This is a genomic window from Allochromatium tepidum (assembly GCF_018409545.1).
Classification (GTDB): domain Bacteria; phylum Pseudomonadota; class Gammaproteobacteria; order Chromatiales; family Chromatiaceae; genus Thermochromatium; species Thermochromatium tepidum_A.
In genome coordinates this window covers 2130001-2144726 of sequence record NZ_AP024563.1, presented here as the reverse complement: position 1 = coordinate 2144726, position 14726 = coordinate 2130001, and the positions used below count along the sequence as shown (strand labels likewise).

General features: G+C 66.4%; 18 protein-coding genes. 15 read left to right on the top strand and 3 right to left on the bottom strand.

Annotation, left to right across the window (positions count from 1 at the left end; all coding sequences use genetic code 11):
• Positions 1-57 precede the first annotated feature (57 nt).
• Complete coding sequence (locus Atep_RS10365; protein WP_213378458.1) at positions 58-339, bottom strand: hypothetical protein; 282 nt, start codon at positions 337-339, stop codon at positions 58-60.
• 322 nt (positions 340-661) lie between these two features.
• Here Atep_RS10365 and Atep_RS10360 point away from each other — a divergent pair, with 322 nt between their 5' ends.
• The 6 genes from Atep_RS10360 to kdsB are packed head-to-tail and all read left to right on the top strand — an operon-like array spanning position 662 to position 5469.
• A complete protein-coding gene (locus tag Atep_RS10360) occupies positions 662-1291 on the top strand; it encodes a MotA/TolQ/ExbB proton channel family protein (protein WP_213378457.1) in 630 nt (209 codons plus the stop codon).
• Positions 1288-1716: an ExbD/TolR family protein gene (locus Atep_RS10355; protein ID WP_213378456.1), complete on the top strand. Its 429-nt coding sequence runs from the start codon at positions 1288-1290 to the stop codon at positions 1714-1716. The genes Atep_RS10360 and Atep_RS10355 overlap by 4 nt, the downstream gene beginning before the upstream one ends.
• Positions 1713-3494, top strand: coding sequence for a lipid A export permease/ATP-binding protein MsbA (msbA, locus tag Atep_RS10350; protein ID WP_213378455.1), 1782 nt, complete (start codon positions 1713-1715; stop codon positions 3492-3494). Before Atep_RS10355 ends, msbA begins: the two co-directional genes overlap by 4 nt.
• A 24-nt stretch (positions 3495-3518) precedes the next feature.
• Entirely contained in the window at positions 3519-3638 is a 120-nt protein-coding gene (locus tag Atep_RS17155) for a BrnA antitoxin family protein (RefSeq protein WP_213381546.1), read from the top strand.
• 46 nt (positions 3639-3684) lie between these two features.
• On the top strand, positions 3685-4674 hold the full coding sequence (gene lpxK / locus Atep_RS10340; RefSeq protein ID WP_213381543.1) for a tetraacyldisaccharide 4'-kinase: 990 nt from the start codon (positions 3685-3687) through the stop codon (positions 4672-4674).
• Positions 4675-5469: a 3-deoxy-manno-octulosonate cytidylyltransferase gene (kdsB, locus tag Atep_RS10335; protein ID WP_213378454.1), complete on the top strand. Its 795-nt coding sequence runs from the start codon at positions 4675-4677 to the stop codon at positions 5467-5469.
• A 28-nt stretch (positions 5470-5497) separates the two neighbouring features.
• Here kdsB and Atep_RS10330 read toward each other — a convergent pair whose 3' ends face one another.
• Both Atep_RS10330 and Atep_RS10325 read right to left on the bottom strand, forming a co-directional pair.
• Positions 5498-6403, bottom strand: a complete 906-nt coding sequence (locus Atep_RS10330; protein WP_213378453.1) for an alpha/beta fold hydrolase — start codon at positions 6401-6403, stop codon at positions 5498-5500.
• A gap of 121 nt (positions 6404-6524) precedes the next feature.
• On the bottom strand, positions 6525-7025 hold the full coding sequence (locus Atep_RS10325) for a YMGG-like glycine zipper-containing protein (RefSeq protein WP_213378452.1): 501 nt from the start codon (positions 7023-7025) through the stop codon (positions 6525-6527).
• Between the two features lie 152 nt (positions 7026-7177).
• On the opposite strand from Atep_RS10325, the gene glyA reads away from it, so the two are divergent.
• The 9 genes from glyA (at position 7178) to Atep_RS10280 (ending at position 14648) form a co-directional block, all read left to right on the top strand.
• Positions 7178-8434 (top strand): serine hydroxymethyltransferase, encoded by a 1257-nt coding sequence (gene glyA, locus Atep_RS10320; protein WP_213378451.1) that lies wholly within the window; start codon positions 7178-7180, stop codon positions 8432-8434.
• 115 nt (positions 8435-8549) lie between these two features.
• Positions 8550-9062, top strand: a complete 513-nt coding sequence (gene nrdR / locus Atep_RS10315; RefSeq protein ID WP_213378450.1) for a transcriptional regulator NrdR — start codon at positions 8550-8552, stop codon at positions 9060-9062.
• Positions 9062-10207, top strand: coding sequence for a bifunctional diaminohydroxyphosphoribosylaminopyrimidine deaminase/5-amino-6-(5-phosphoribosylamino)uracil reductase RibD (gene ribD, locus Atep_RS10310; RefSeq protein ID WP_236786123.1), 1146 nt, complete (start codon positions 9062-9064; stop codon positions 10205-10207). Before nrdR ends, ribD begins: the two co-directional genes overlap by 1 nt.
• Positions 10208-10280: 73 nt before the next feature.
• Positions 10281-10940 carry a riboflavin synthase gene (locus tag Atep_RS10305; protein WP_213378449.1) on the top strand — a complete coding sequence of 220 codons (660 nt, stop codon included), beginning with the start codon at positions 10281-10283 and terminating at the stop codon, positions 10938-10940.
• Positions 10941-10987: 47 nt separating this feature from the next.
• Positions 10988-12118, top strand: a complete 1131-nt coding sequence (ribBA, locus tag Atep_RS10300; protein ID WP_213378448.1) for a bifunctional 3,4-dihydroxy-2-butanone-4-phosphate synthase/GTP cyclohydrolase II — start codon at positions 10988-10990, stop codon at positions 12116-12118.
• Between the two features lie 30 nt (positions 12119-12148).
• Positions 12149-12625: a 6,7-dimethyl-8-ribityllumazine synthase gene (gene ribH, locus Atep_RS10295; RefSeq protein WP_213378447.1), complete on the top strand. Its 477-nt coding sequence runs from the start codon at positions 12149-12151 to the stop codon at positions 12623-12625.
• A complete protein-coding gene (gene nusB / locus Atep_RS10290; RefSeq protein ID WP_213378446.1) occupies positions 12622-13137 on the top strand; it encodes a transcription antitermination factor NusB in 516 nt (171 codons plus the stop codon). Before ribH ends, nusB begins: the two co-directional genes overlap by 4 nt.
• A 10-nt stretch (positions 13138-13147) precedes the next feature.
• Positions 13148-14119: a thiamine-phosphate kinase gene (gene thiL, locus Atep_RS10285; protein ID WP_213378445.1), complete on the top strand. Its 972-nt coding sequence runs from the start codon at positions 13148-13150 to the stop codon at positions 14117-14119.
• 10 nt (positions 14120-14129) lie between these two features.
• A complete protein-coding gene (locus tag Atep_RS10280) occupies positions 14130-14648 on the top strand; it encodes a phosphatidylglycerophosphatase A family protein (protein ID WP_213378444.1) in 519 nt (172 codons plus the stop codon).
• Positions 14649-14726: the final 78 nt, after the last annotated feature.

The window sequence follows — 14726 nt, the reverse complement described above, 5'->3', positions numbered from 1 at the left end:
GGATTCCTCCCCGATGTGGTCGCTCGTCGGCGATTTTCAAACCGCGATCGCTCGAACTCAGGGGACGATCAGGGTGCGCAGGCCGGTCGTCCGGAGCTCGCCCCCTGCGCCTTCCCAGCGAGCGACGACCCGGACCTCCTCAACGCCGGGCTGTGCGCCGGGCCGGATGATCCAGGAACGCGCGAAACTGGTGCTGTCTCCCGGTCGCTCGGCGGCGACGTCCTCCCCGTCCTGGAGCGTCTCGCCGCCGGCGGCCAGATCACGCAGTTCCTCGACCTTGTCGAGCACCAGATTGATGGCCGTGGTTTGGGCCTTGGTCCGGCGCCGGTGCCTGGACATCGCCCTCCCACAGAACCGCGCCCTGAAGGCGGGCGCCGCCCCAGCCCTGACTGGCACGGGCCGTGCCCGATTCGTAATAGACGATCCCATGCACCCGGATGTCCGGGGCGAAGCGCGGACAGCCGGCCTCGCTCGGGACGTCGTCAATAAGTCAGGGTTTCAGCTTTTCCATAGAGGATTTAGATAGACCATCTCCCCGGATCTGTCCAGTCGAGCATCCAGGCATAATGTGTTCATGTCGATCGGGGCGTGCTTCGAGTATCATGCTCGGTCTGAAATAGACGATGCGCCCAGGGCTTGCAGACCGTGGAGGAGACTGTCCTTGCTTGAACTCATGTATGCCGGCGGCTGGCTGATGGTGCCGATCCTGGCCTGTTCGGTGTTGGCGACCGCGATCGTGATCGAGCGCGCCTGGACGCTGCGCCGCTCGCGCATCATGCCGGAGCGGCTGGTCGAGCGGATCTGGCGCCTGCATCAGGAGCAGCGGCTCAACGAGGTCGCCATCGCCCAGATCCGTGACGGCTCGCCGCTCGGGCGCATCCTGGCCGCCGGTCTGGTCAACCGTCATCACTCGCACGAGGTGATGAAGGAGGCCATCAACGACACCGGACGCCATGTGGTGGCGCAGCTCGAACGCTTCCTGAATACGCTCGGCACCATCGCCGCGATCGCGCCCCTGCTGGGTCTGCTCGGCACCGTGCTGGGCATGATCGACGTCTTCGGGGTCATCATGGAGGCGGGCGTCGGCAATGCCGGTATCCTGGCCGGCGGCATCTCCAAGGCGCTCATCACCACCGCCGCCGGACTCTCGGTGGCCATCCCGGCGTTGATGTTCCACCGCTTCTTCGACAGCAAGGTCGGGCGGATCGCGCTCGACATGGAGGAACAGGCACTGCGGCTGGTCGAGGTGCTCAAGGGCGAGCGCGAGGCGACCGGCGAGGCGTCGCGATGAATCTGCGTCCGCAGCGCCGACCGCCGGTCGACATCAATCTGGCGCCCCTGATCGATGTCGTCTTCCTGCTGCTGATCTTCTTCATGGTCTCGACCACCTTCAAGGACGAGGCGCGTTTGCGCGTGCAGTTGCCGCAGGCCCAGGGCGAGGACATCCCGGCCCGGGAACCGGCCATGATCCGGATCGTCATCGACCGGGCCGGGCGCTTCTTCGTCGACGATCGGGAGGTCAGTGATACCCGGACGGCGACCCTGGTGCGTCTGCTCGCCGAACGCCGTGGTGAGGACAGCGCCATCCCGGTGCTGATCCAGGCCGATGCCGCCACGCCGCATCAGGCCGTGATGACCGCCATGGACGCGGCCAGTCAGGCCGGTCTGACCCGCCTCGCCTTCGCCGCGACCCGCTCGGACGGCGCCGCGCCATGAGTCGGGACGCGGTGATCTCCCCGAAAGACGCGCGTGTCGTCTATCGGCGGTTGCTCGGCTATGTCCGGCCCTATTGGCGCATCTTCGGGCTGTCGATCGCCGGGATGCTGGTGTTCGCCGTCACCGAGCCGTTGTTTGCGGCCATGATGAAGCCGTTGATCGACGGCAGCTTCGTCGATCGCGACATCGAGATCGTGCGGCTCATGCCCTGGCTGCTGGTGGGGTTGTTCGTGGTGCGCGGCATCGCCGGGTTCGTCAACACCTACTTCCTGAGCTGGGTCGGGCGGCGGGTGGTGGCCGATCTGCGTCAGGAGATGTTCGAACATCTGCTGCGCGCCCCGGCGCGGTTCTACGACACCCATGGCTCGGGGCACATCCTGGCCAAGCTCACCTACAACGTCGAGAACGTGGCCAATGCCGCGACCTCGGCGGTCACGACCCTGGTGCGCGACGGCTTCACCGTGATCGGGCTCATGGCCTACATGCTCTATCTGAACGCCGGGTTGTCGCTGATCTTCCTGGTCATAGGCCCGGTGATGGCCGGCGCGGTCAAGTACGCCACCAAGCGCTTCCGGCGCCACAGCCGGCGTATCCAGGATCGGGTCGGGGATCTGACCCATGTCGCCCAGGAGGTGATCGACGGTCAGCGGCTGGTCAAGGCGTTCGGCGGTCAGGCGCGCGAGTCGCAGCGCTTCCGGCTCATCAACGAGAAGACCCGCTCGCTCCAGATGAAGATGATCGCCACCGAGGCGGCGAGCGTGCCGCTGGTGCAGCTGATCTCGGCGGCGGCGATCGCGGTGGTGGTCTATCTCTCGACCATGCAGGGGCTCAAGGAGAACATCTCGGTCGGCACCTTCATGTCGTTCGTGGTCGCCATGGGGCTGCTGCTGCCGCCGGTCAAGCGGCTGACGGCGGTCAATGGTCAGTTGCAGCGCGGCATCATCGCCGCCGAGAGCCTGTTCGAACTGATCGATGCCGAGAAGGAATCCGACACCGGCACCCGGAGCCTGGAGCGCGTCGAGGGGCGGGTCGAATATCGCGGCGTCAGTCACCGGTATTCGGAGGACAAGGCACCGGCGGTGCAGGGGCTGGATCTGGTCATCGAGCCGGGCGAGAAGGTGGCCTTGGTCGGGCGCTCCGGCAGCGGCAAGAGCACCATCGCCAATCTGCTGCCGCGTTTCTATGATCCCACGGTCGGTGAGATCCGCATCGATGGCGTCCCGATCCGGGAGCTGACGCTCGCCGGCCTGCGTGCTCAGATCTCGCTGGTGAGTCAGGACGTGGTGCTCTTCAACGACTCGGTCGCCAACAACATCGCCTATGGGCGTGCCGAGCCGCCGAGCCGTGAGGCGCTGGAGCGGGTCGCGGCCAGTGCCCATGCGCTCGAATTCATCCAGGCGCTGCCCCAGGGGTTCGAGACCCTGATCGGGGACAAGGGCGTGCTGCTCTCGGGCGGTCAGCGCCAGCGTCTGGCCATCGCGCGCGCCATGCTCAAGGACGCGCCCATCCTGATCCTGGACGAGGCGACCTCGGCGCTGGACACCGAGGCCGAGCGTCATATCCAGGCGGCGCTGGAGACGCTGATGGCGCGTCGCACCACGCTGGTCATCGCGCATCGGCTCTCGACCATTGAGAGTGCCGACCGCATCCTGGTGTTGCAGGACGGGCGGATCGTCGAGCAGGGGCGTCATCCGGAGCTACTGGCGCTCGGTGGGTATTACGCGCGGCTGCATCGGTTGCAGTTCAACGAGCTGCCTGCGACGTGCTTCTCTTCATAGAGCCGCGCGCCTGGGTCGACCACGATCCGCTTTGATCGGGATGTGTTGGCGTATTTCCAGTCGTCCGGTCCCGGCTGGCAAACGCGCATGAATGCCGCCCTCAAGGAATGGATACAGGCGCAGCCGCGCGCTTCGAGACTCTGACAGACTGCGATACGCATGCCGCCTGCATCAACCGAGGAAAGCAACGATCAAGCCGAATCCAACAGACATCTGGTATGGTCGCCGCCATCCGCTCACCTGGCTCCTGCTGCCGCTGTCCTGGCTCTACGGCGCCATCGTCCGTGTCCGACGCATCGCCTACCAAAAGGGCTGGCTGGCCAGCGAACGACTGCCCGTGCCCGTGGTTCTGGTCGGCAATCTCACCGTCGGCGGAACCGGCAAGACACCCTTGGTGTTGCGTCTGGTCGAACTGTTGCGCGCCCAGGGCTGGACACCGGCGATCATCACGCGCGGCTACGGCGGCCGAGCCGAGCATTGGCCGCAACGGGTCACGCCCGAGTCCGATCCCGACCGGGTCGGCGACGAGCCGGTCCTGCTCGCGCGTCGCTCGGGCTGTGTCGTGGTCGCGGGGCCGGATCGGGTCGCGGCCGGACGTCTGGCCATCGAGCTGAGCGACTGCGACATCCTGGTCAGCGACGACGGTCTCCAGCACTATCGGCTGGCGCGCGACCTCGAGATCGTCCTGATCGACGGCATGCGCGGCTTCGGCAATGGACACTGCCTCCCGGCCGGTCCGTTGCGCGAGCCGCTCGAGCGACTGGACAACGTGGATCTGGTGCTCCACAAGGGCGGTGCGGGACCGGGCCACCACATGCAGCTACACCCCGGCGAGCTGGTGAATCTGCGCGATCCGACCCGACGTCGCCCGCTGTCGGACCTGAGCGAACAGCGGGTACACGCCGTCGCCGGTATCGGTCATCCCGAACCCTTCTTCAGGCAACTGGAGGCGGCGGGTCTGGCGGTCGAGCGCCGGCCCTATCCGGATCATCATCGCTACCGCGCGGAAGACGCCGACCACTGGCGCGGCCTGCCCGTCGTCATGACCGAGAAGGACGCCGTCAAGTGCGCGCCCTTCGCCGCGAGCGATCACTGGATGCTGCCGGTGACGGCAATCCTGGACCCGGATTTCGAGTCGCACCTTCTCCGCAAAACCGATCAACTCAGAGCGAGTCACTGAATGGACAGAGAGTTCAAGGTCGTCATCCCCGCCCGCTACGGCTCGACCCGTCTGCCGGGCAAGCCGCTGCTCGACATCGACGGCAAGCCGATGATCCAGCGCGTCGTCGAGCGCGCCCAGGCCAGCGGTGCCGGTGAGGTCTTGGTCGCCACCGACGATCGGCGCATCCGGGAGGTCTGCGAGACGTTCGGCGTCGCCGTCGAGATGACGGCGTCGACCCATCGCAGCGGTTCGGATCGGGTCGCCGAGGTGATCGAGCGTCGCGGCTGGAGCGATGACACCATCGTCGTCAATCTCCAGGGCGACGAACCCTGCATGCCGTCGGCGCTCATCGATCAGGTCGCGTCCAATCTGGCCGCGCGAGGTGAGATCGGCATGGCCACGCTCGCCCATCCGATCGAGGACATCGACACGCTCTTCGATCCGCACGTCGTCAAGGTCGCCATCAGCTCGGCCGGCTTTGCGCTCTATTTCTCGCGCGCCCCCATCCCCTGGCATCGCGATGAGTTCCTGGGCAACAAGGCCCACCTTCCCACATCGGTCGACTTTCTGCGCCACATCGGACTCTATGCCTATCGGGCCGCCTTTCTCGCCCGGTTCGTCAGGCTCGCGCCCGCGCCGCTGGAGATCGCCGAGTCGCTCGAACAACTGCGCGCCCTCTGGCATGGCGCCCCCATTCATGTCGGGCTGGCCGCCGAGGCGCCCGGACCTGGGGTGGACACCCCGGACGATCTGGCGCGCGTGACGGAGTACCTGTCGGCCGGACGGGCATCGCTAAAGCCATCGCTCGATTAGATTGTCGAGTCCCCGGATGCTCTCTCGCTCAGAGTTCAAAAGATCGAACGGCCCGGGTCAGAAAACCGTCGATGGCGGCCAGGAAGGCCTCGGGGCGTTCCTCCTGCGGCAGGTGGCCGGCGTCGGCGATGACCTGTAGCTCGGCCCCGGCGATGGCCTTGGCCAAACGCTCGCTCTCCTCCGGCTTGACGGCGCGATCGTGCTCGCCGGTCACGACCAGGGTCGGGATGGCCAACCCGCCGAGCCGGGCGTCCAGATTCAGCCGTCGGGTAGCGAGAAAGAGTTCGAGAAAGGCTTTGTCCCAGGGGCCGAGCATGAAGTCGCGCTTGAACTCGGCGAGGGTCGCGTCGCTTAGGCGCTCCTGGCGGTACCGGAACTTGCGGATCGCCTTCTCGTAGAGCCGATCGATCATGAAGCCCATGAGACGGGTGAAGGCCGGCTTCAGCGCGCGCATCATCGCCAGCACAGGCGCCGGAACCTCGCTGGTGGCATAGCCGCTGTAGACCATGGCATCGACCAGGATCAGGCCCTGGACGCGCTCGGGCCGGCGCAGCGCCGTCATGAGTGCGATGGTGCCGCCGGTCGAGTTGCCGACCAGGATGGCGCGCTCGAAGCCCAGCGCCGCGATCAGCTCCGCGACCAGTTCGCCCTGCGCCTCGGCGCTGTAGGGCGATGGCCCCCTGTCGCCACGTTTGGGCAATGGACGCGAGGTCAGTCCGCACACCGGCCGATCGAAGGCCACCACAGTGGCCCGTTCGGCCAGGGGAGCCATGACGGCGGACCAGGACTTGAGGCTCAGGAAGCTGCCGTGCAGCAACAGGATCAGGGTTTCACCCGATCCCTGGCGTTTGTAGTGCAGCCGGAAGCCGCCGACCTCGATGAACCGGCTGTCGGGGTCGGCGAGCTGGGTTTGATAGGATTCGAGGGTATCCATGGCGCGAGGATCGTCTCCTGTGTTGGCGCGGCGACCCGTGATCGCCCTGTCGTGTCGACGGTTGGGCGCGCGTGACGTCCCGGCGGCGGATGCGGGGCATCATGCGCGCTGTGATCAGGCGCTAGCGATAGGCGCGATAGCGTTCGATGCAGTTGTTGTAGTAGACGTCATAGACCTGCTGGGTGTTTTGCAGGGTGCCCTGACTGAGCGCCGCCCCCGTGGCTGCGCCGGCCAGGGCGCCGGCGCCGGCCATGTCATGGGTTCTGGGGCGACCTGGGCCACCGGGGCCACCGGGACCACCAGGTCCGCCCGGTCCTCTTGGTCCTGGACCGCCATGGCTCGGGACTTGGATCTGATTGCCGATCACGGCGCCCGCAATGGTACCGATGGCCGTGAAGGCGACCTCCTTGTTGACATTATCCTGCTTGGCCTGCTCGGCGGCCTGATAGGCCTGTTGGCGGCAGAGGCTGTCGGCCTCCATCGAGACGCCGCCCCGGCCGCCGACCTGGGCGGGGTAGGTCGGCATCATGGGCGTGGGCTGCATACCCGAGCAGCCGGTCAGGATGGCCAGACCCATCGCTGACGCGATCAGGGGACGCGCAAATTCGGTCGTGCTTGTCATGCAGGGCTCCTGAAGGTGTTTTGGAGATAGGGACTCGGTCGAGACAGGCATCCGGCGAAAAAGTAGCCGGCCATTGGTTTACAAGCAAATCGCGACGCCATCGTCAAAACTCGATACACTACACTGCTTTTCGGCGCCCGAGGCGACAGACCATGTTCGAGAAGACCCAACAGATCAGCGATTACGACCCGGAACTCTGGGCGGCCATCCAGGACGAGGAGCGTCGACAGGAAGAGCATGTCGAGCTCATCGCCTCCGAGAACTATACCAGTCCGCGCGTCATGCAGGCGCAGGGCAGCGTGCTGACCAACAAGTATGCCGAGGGCTATCCGGGCAAACGTTACTACGGCGGCTGTGAGCATGTCGACGTCGCCGAGCAGTTGGCCATCGACCGTGCCAAGCAGCTCTTCGGCGCCGATTATGCCAACGTCCAGCCGCACTCCGGCTCCCAGGCCAATGCCGCCGTCTACATGGCCCTGTGCGAACCGGGCGACACCGTGCTCGGCATGAGCCTGGCCCACGGCGGACATCTGACGCATGGGGCCAAGCCCAACTTCTCGGGCAAGATCTACAACGCCGTGCAATATGGCCTGAATCCCGAGACCGGCGAGATCGATTACGCCGAGGTCGAGCGTCTGGCCCATGAGCACAGGCCGCGGATGATCGTCGCCGGCTTCTCGGCCTATTCGCGCGTCGTCGACTGGCAGCGTTTCCGCGACATCGCCGACAGTGTGGGCGCTTATCTACTGGTCGACATGGCGCATGTGGCCGGTCTGATCGCGGCCGGACTCTATCCGAGTCCGGTGCAAATCGCCGACGTCACCACCACCACGACCCACAAGACCCTACGCGGCCCGCGCGGCGGTCTGATCCTGGCCAAGTCCAACCCCGAGATCGAGAAGAAGCTCAACTCGCTGGTTTTCCCCGGCACTCAGGGCGGTCCGTTGATGCACGTCATCGCCGCCAAGGCGGTGGCCTTCAAAGAAGCGCTGGAGCCGGGCTTCAAGACCTATCAGGCCCAGGTGCTCGCCAACGCCCGCGCCATGGCCGAGGTCTTCATCGCGCGCGGCTACGACGTCGTCTCCGGCGGCACCGACGATCATCTGTTCCTGGTCAGCTTCATCCGCCAGGGGCTGACCGGCAAGGACGTCGACGCCTGGCTGGGCGCGGCCAACATCACGGTCAACAAGAATGCCGTCCCCAATGATCCGCAATCGCCCTTCGTCACCAGCGGCATCCGCATCGGTACCCCGGCCATCACCACCCGTGGCTTCGGCACTGAGGAAGCGCGTGAGCTGGCCGGCTGGATGTGCGATCTGATCGACGCGCGCGGCGAACCGGCGGTCATCGAAGCCGTCAAGGCCAGGGTGCTGGATCTCTGCCGGCGTTTCCCGGTCTACGGCCATTGACTCCATCGCTGACGCGATCCCGCCGGATGCAGGTATGACATCAGGTTCGTTGCCATTGCCTTCCCATGCCGTCGTGCCGACCGGTCGCCGGTCGCCGACGGCTGGAGGCTGACCCATGCGCTGCCCCTTCTGCGGTGCACAGGACACCAAGGTCGTCGACTCGCGTCTGGCGGGTGAGGGCGATCAGGTGCGCCGACGGCGCAAGTGCGAGCTGTGCGGCGAGCGCTTCACGACCTATGAGACCGTCGAGCTGAATCTGCCGCGCATCGTCAAGCGCGACGGCAGTCGCGTGCCCTTCGATAGCCAGAAGCTGCGCGCCGGCATGATGCGGGCGCTCGAAAAACGCCCGGTGAGCACCGAGGAGGTCGACCGGGCGGTGGCGCGCATCCAGCGTTCACTGATGTCGAGCGGCGAGAGCGAGTTACCGGCACTGCGGGTCGGTGAGTTGGTCATGGACGAGCTGCGCCGGATCGATCAGGTCGCCTATGTCCGCTTCGCCTCGGTCTATCGGCATTTCGAGGACGTGGCGGCCTTCCGCGAAGAGATCGAGCGTCTGGAGCGCCAGCCGGCGCCCGAACTCAGTCGCCGGCAGCTCGATCTGCTCGGTGATCTGGAGCCGGACGACTGATGGCCGGTCCACGCCCGGTTCCGGACGGTGAGGGTCGCGACCGACTCCATATGGCGCGCGCCATCCGGCTGGCCGAGCGCGGGTGCTACACCACGGATCCCAATCCGCGCGTCGGCTGTGTGCTGGTGCGCGATGGGCAGGTGGTCGGTGAAGGCTGGCATCGTCGTGCCGGTGAGCCGCACGCCGAACCGCTGGCGCTGACGCAAGCAGGCGAACGCGCGCGCGGCGCCACGGTCTATGTGACCCTGGAACCCTGCTCGCATCACGGGCGCACACCGCCCTGCGCCGAGGCCCTGGTCGGCGCCGGCGTGGCGCGCGTCGTCTGCGCCATGGTCGATCCCAATCCGCGCGTCGCCGGTCGCGGGATCGAACGTCTGCGTCAGGCGGGCATCGCGGTCGAGGTCGGCTGTCTGGAGTCCGAGGCGCGCGCGCTCAATCCGGGCTTCACCAAGCGCCATGAGCAGGGGCGGCCCTATGTGCGCTGCAAGCTGGGTGCCAGTCTCGATGGCCGCACGGCCCTGGCCACGGGCGAGAGCAAATGGATCACCTCCGAGGCCGCGCGGCGCGACGTGCAACGCTGGCGTGCGCGCAGTTCGGCCATCGTCACTGGACTGGGCACGGTGCTGGGCGACGATCCGAGCCTGAACGTGCGCTTGACCTCTGCCGAGCTGCCGGGTATGGAGCCGGACGAGCCGGTCCGTCAACCCTGGCGCATCGTGGTCGACAGCTATTGGCGCACGCCGCCCGAATCACGGATGCTCGGGCTTCCGGGCCGCACGCTGATCGCCGGGATCGGCCTCATGAACGGGGCCGCGACCGCGCTCGAGGCGGCCGGGGCCGAGTTGATCCGTCTACCGGAGCGCGGCGGTCGGGTCGATCTGGCGGCCCTGATGACGGAGCTGGCGCGGCGCGAGATCAACGAAGTCCTGCTGGAGGCCGGATCGACCCTGTCGGGCGCGGCCGTGCGCGCCGGGCTGGTCGACGAGATCCTGCTCTATCAGGCGCCCTGTCTCATGGGGCAGGCGGCCAAGGGGCTGTTCGATCTGCCGGGGATCGATACCATGGCCGATCGCGTCGCCCTGGAAATCCTGGAGGTCCGGCGCATCGGCGTGGATCTGCGCATCCGGGCGCGTCCGAATCTATGAAGCCTTTCCTGTGACGATCTCCGTCGACGCCGGTCCACGCGAGATCCCCATACCGAGAAGACCCAATCCACCCATGTTCACAGGCATCATCCAATCGGTCGGTCTGATTCAGCGTCTGGAGCCGCGCGGCGGCGACGTGCGACTCGGCATCGATACCGGCAAACTGCCGCTCGACGGCGTCGTCCTGGGCGACAGCATCGCGGTCAATGGGGTCTGTCTGACCGCCGTGGCGCTGACCGAGCGCGGCTTCGCCGCCGACGTCTCGCGCGAGACCCTGACCCTGACCACGCTCGGCGCGCTCAAGCCCGGCTCGCGGGTCAATCTCGAAAAGGCGCTGACCCTGTCGACACCGCTCGGCGGACATCTGGTCAGCGGACACGTCGATGGGGTCGGAACGCTCCTGGAGCGTCATGAGGACGCGCGCTCCTGGCGATTGCGCATCCAGGCGCCGGATGAGCTGGCGCGTTACATCGCTCACAAGGGCTCGATCTGCGTCGACGGCACCAGCCTGACCGTCAACCGGGTCGAGGGCGCGATGTTCGAACTCAACATCGTGCCCCATACCATCCAGGAGACCATCATCGGCGACTATCGCCCCGGCACGCGGGTCAACCTGGAGGTCGACCTGATCGCCCGTTATCTGGAGCGTCTGCTGCTCGGCGAGCAGGCCGCCAACCCACAGGCGTCGGGCCTGACGCTGCAATTCCTGGCCGAGCACGGCTTCGTCAAGTGACGGGGTCTCCGGCCTGCCTACACGAACAACCGAATGAACCAAGACCTATGAGCAGTACCGGCCTGAACACGACCGAGGAGATCATCGACGACCTGCGTGCGGGCAAGATGGTCATCATCATGGACGACGAGGACCGCGAGAACGAGGGCGACCTGCTCATGGCGGCCGATTGCGTCACACCCGAGGCCGTGAATTTCATGGCCAAGTACGGGCGCGGCCTCATCTGTCTGACCCTGACCAAGGAGCGCTGCGAGCGGCTGCACCTGCCGCTCATGGTCAGCGACAACCAGGCCGCCCATTCGACCGCCTTCACCGTCTCCATCGAGGCCGCGCGCGGTGTGACCACCGGCATCTCGGCGGCCGACCGCGCCACCACCATCCGCGCCGCCGTGGCGCCCGACGCCGGTCCCCGTGACCTGGTCCAGCCGGGCCACATCTTCCCGCTCATGGCCCAGCCGGGCGGGGTGTTGGTACGGGCCGGACACACCGAGGCCGGTTGCGATCTGGCACGGCTGGCCGGGCTGACGCCGGCGGCGGTGATCGTCGAGATCCTCAACGAGGACGGCACCATGGCGCGCCGGCCCGATCTGGAGGTCTTTGCCCAGACGCACGGCATCAAGATCGGCACCATCGCCGATCTCATCCACTACCGGATGCGCAACGAGACGGCGGTGATCCGCGAGTGTGAGTGCGAGCTGCCGACGGTGCACGGCACCTTCGATCTGGTCGCCTATCGCGACACCATCGACAACGAGATCCATCTGGCCCTGACGCTCGGCGAGATCAGCCCCGAGCGTCCGACCCTGGTGCGTGTGCATTTGCAGAATACGCTGTGCGATCTGTTCGACACCACGCATAACGCCTGCGGCTGGCCGTTGCGCGACGTCATGCGCCAGGTGGCCGAGGCGGGGGAGGGCGTGATCGTGGTGCTGCGCACGCGCGACCATCCCGCCGATCTGCTGTGCCGGCTCAAGGACTTCCAGTTCCACGACAGCGACGATCCGGTGCCCGTGCGACAGGATCGTGGTGAGTTGCGCACCTACGGCATCGGCGCCCAGATCCTCGCCGATCTCGGGGTGCGCAAGATGCGGGTGATGAGCGCGCCCAAGGCGATGCATGCCATTTCCGGCTTCGATCTGGAAGTGGTCGAATACACGGGTGGCCGGTCCGCTTCGTAAAGGTTTGTAGCGATTTTCAGGAATCAGGTGATGAGTATCACAACGATCGAGGGCGCCCTGCGCGCCGACAAGGCCCGCTTCTGTCTGGTGGTGTCCCGCTGGAACAGCTTCGTGGTCGAGAGTCTGGAGAAGGGCGCGATCGACGCGCTGCTGCGTCACGGCGCGAGCGAGTCGGATCTGACCATCGTGCGCGTGCCCGGCGCCTTCGAGATGCCGGTGGCCATCGAGCGGATCGCGACCAAGGGCGGCTATGACGCCATCATCGCGCTCGGCGCCGTCATCCGCGGCGGCACGCCGCACTTCGACTATGTCGCCGGCGAGTGCGTCAAGGGCATGGCTCAGGTCAGCCTCCAGCATGGCCTGCCGGTCGCCTTCGGAGTGCTGACCGTCGACAGCATCGAACAGGCCATCGAGCGCGCCGGCACCAAGGCCGGCAACAAGGGCGCCGAGGCGGCCATGTCCGCCCTGGAGATGGTGAATCTGCTGAGACAGATCGAACTGACATGACCAAATCCGAGAACCCGCGTCCGATCAGTCCGCGCAGTCAGTCGCGCCGTTATGCCGCGCTCGTGCTCTATCAATGGCGTCTGACCGGCGACGATCCCATGTCGATCAAGCGCCATCTGCTCGACGACCCCAAATGGCTCGATGCCGTCGCCGCCTCGCTCAATGGCGTGAGCGACGAGGACGAGCTGGCCACCGAAGATCGCTTCAACTTCAACGTCGAACTGCTCGACGAGCTGTTGAGCGGCGTGCCGGCCCATATCGAGGCGATCGACGCCCAGCTCGACCGCTTCCTCGACCGTCCGATCAGCCAGGTCGATCCGGTGGAGCTGGCGATCCTGCGGCTCGGCGCCTATGAGATCCTGTTCTCGGACAACATCCCGGACCGGGTCGCCATCAATGAGGCCGTCGAGCTGACCAAGCTGCTCGGCGCACACGAGGGGCACAAGTACGTCAACGGCGTGCTCGACAAGATCGCCCGATGCAAGGCCGGCGACATGGATCGCAAGCTCTGAGCCGGTCGCTGTGTCCGAGTTCGATCTGATCGGCCGCTGTTTCGCCGCGCTCGGCCCTGAGCGCCCGGACGTTGTGCTCGGCGTGGGTGACGACTGCGCGTTGCTGGAGATCCCGTCCGGACAGGTGCTGGCCGTGAGCATCGACACGCTCTCGGCCGGCGTGCATTTCTTCGCCGACTGTGATCCCGAACACATCGGGTACAAGTCGCTGGCGGTTGGGCTCAGCGATCTGGCGGCCATGGGCGCGGAGCCGGCCTGGGCGACCCTGGCCCTGACCCTACCCGCCGCCGATGAAGATTGGATTCGCGCCTTTGCCGTCGGCTTCGGGCGATTGGCGAGTGCGCACGGGATGCGTCTGGTCGGCGGCGATACCACGCGCGGTCCGCTGAGCGTAGCGGTTCAGGTGCATGGTCTGGTACCGACTGGAACGGCGATCCGGCGCTCGGGCGCGCGTCCGGGCGATGCCGTCTTCGTCAGCGGTACACTCGGCGATGCCGGTCTGGCACTGCGCCGGATGCTGGCCGGCGAGCCGGTCGCGCCCGAACTGCGGCACCGTCTCGAATGCCCCGAGCCGCGGGTCGAACTCGGTCGGCATCTGCGCGGCATCGCCTCGGCGATGATAGATCTCTCGGACGGTCTGGCGGGCGATCTCGGGCATATCCTCCGCGCCTCCGCCGTCGGCGCCGATCTGGAGCTGGAGCGCCTGCCGCTGACACCCCAGGTCGCCGGGGTCGTCGCCTTGACGGACGACTGGTCGCTGCCGCTCGCCTCCGGCGACGACTATGAACTCTGCTTCTGCATCCCGCCCGCGCATATTCCGAACGTCGAGCGACTGGCCGGGGAACTTGGACTGCCGCTGACCCGAGTCGGCTGGATTCGCGCTGACGCCGGCTTGGACTTCCGTCGAACCGATGGCGGTCGACTGATGATGCCGGCGCTGGGCTATGATCATTTTCCTGTCGCCAACGACCGCACCGATTAGAAGCCGCCTCATGCCAAAGGTCACGGATTCCAATGCATCTCGTTCCACGGGCTTCGACAGTCGCAAGCTCCACCACTGGATCGCCTTCGGTTTCGGCTCCGGACTCGCACCCAAGGCGCCCGGAACCTTCGGCACACTGGCCGCGATCCCGGTCTATCTCCTGATGAGTCCGCTCGCCTGGCCCTATTATCTGGGACTGGTCGTCCTCTTCACCGTCATCGGTCTCTGGGCCTGTGATCGCACTGCCCGCGAACTCGGCGCCAAGGATCCCTCGGCCATCGTCTGGGACGAGTTCGTCGGCTTCTTCATCACCATGCTGGTCGTGCCCTACAGCCTGTTGACAGGCGCCCATGGCTGGCTCTGGGTTCTGGCCGGTTTCCTCGCCTTCCGTCTCTTCGATATCTGGAAGCCCTGGCCGATCCGGGTCATCGACGAGCGCGTCGAGGGCGGACTCGGCATCATGCTCGACGACATCCTGGCCGGGATCATGGCGGCCCTGACATTGCTGGTCTTGCGGCTCCTGTTCTGACGTCTTGGACGATCATTGCACTCAGGCGCCGAACACGTAAGCGATGCGCCGACCTCGTGAGGACATCCCGGCTATTCC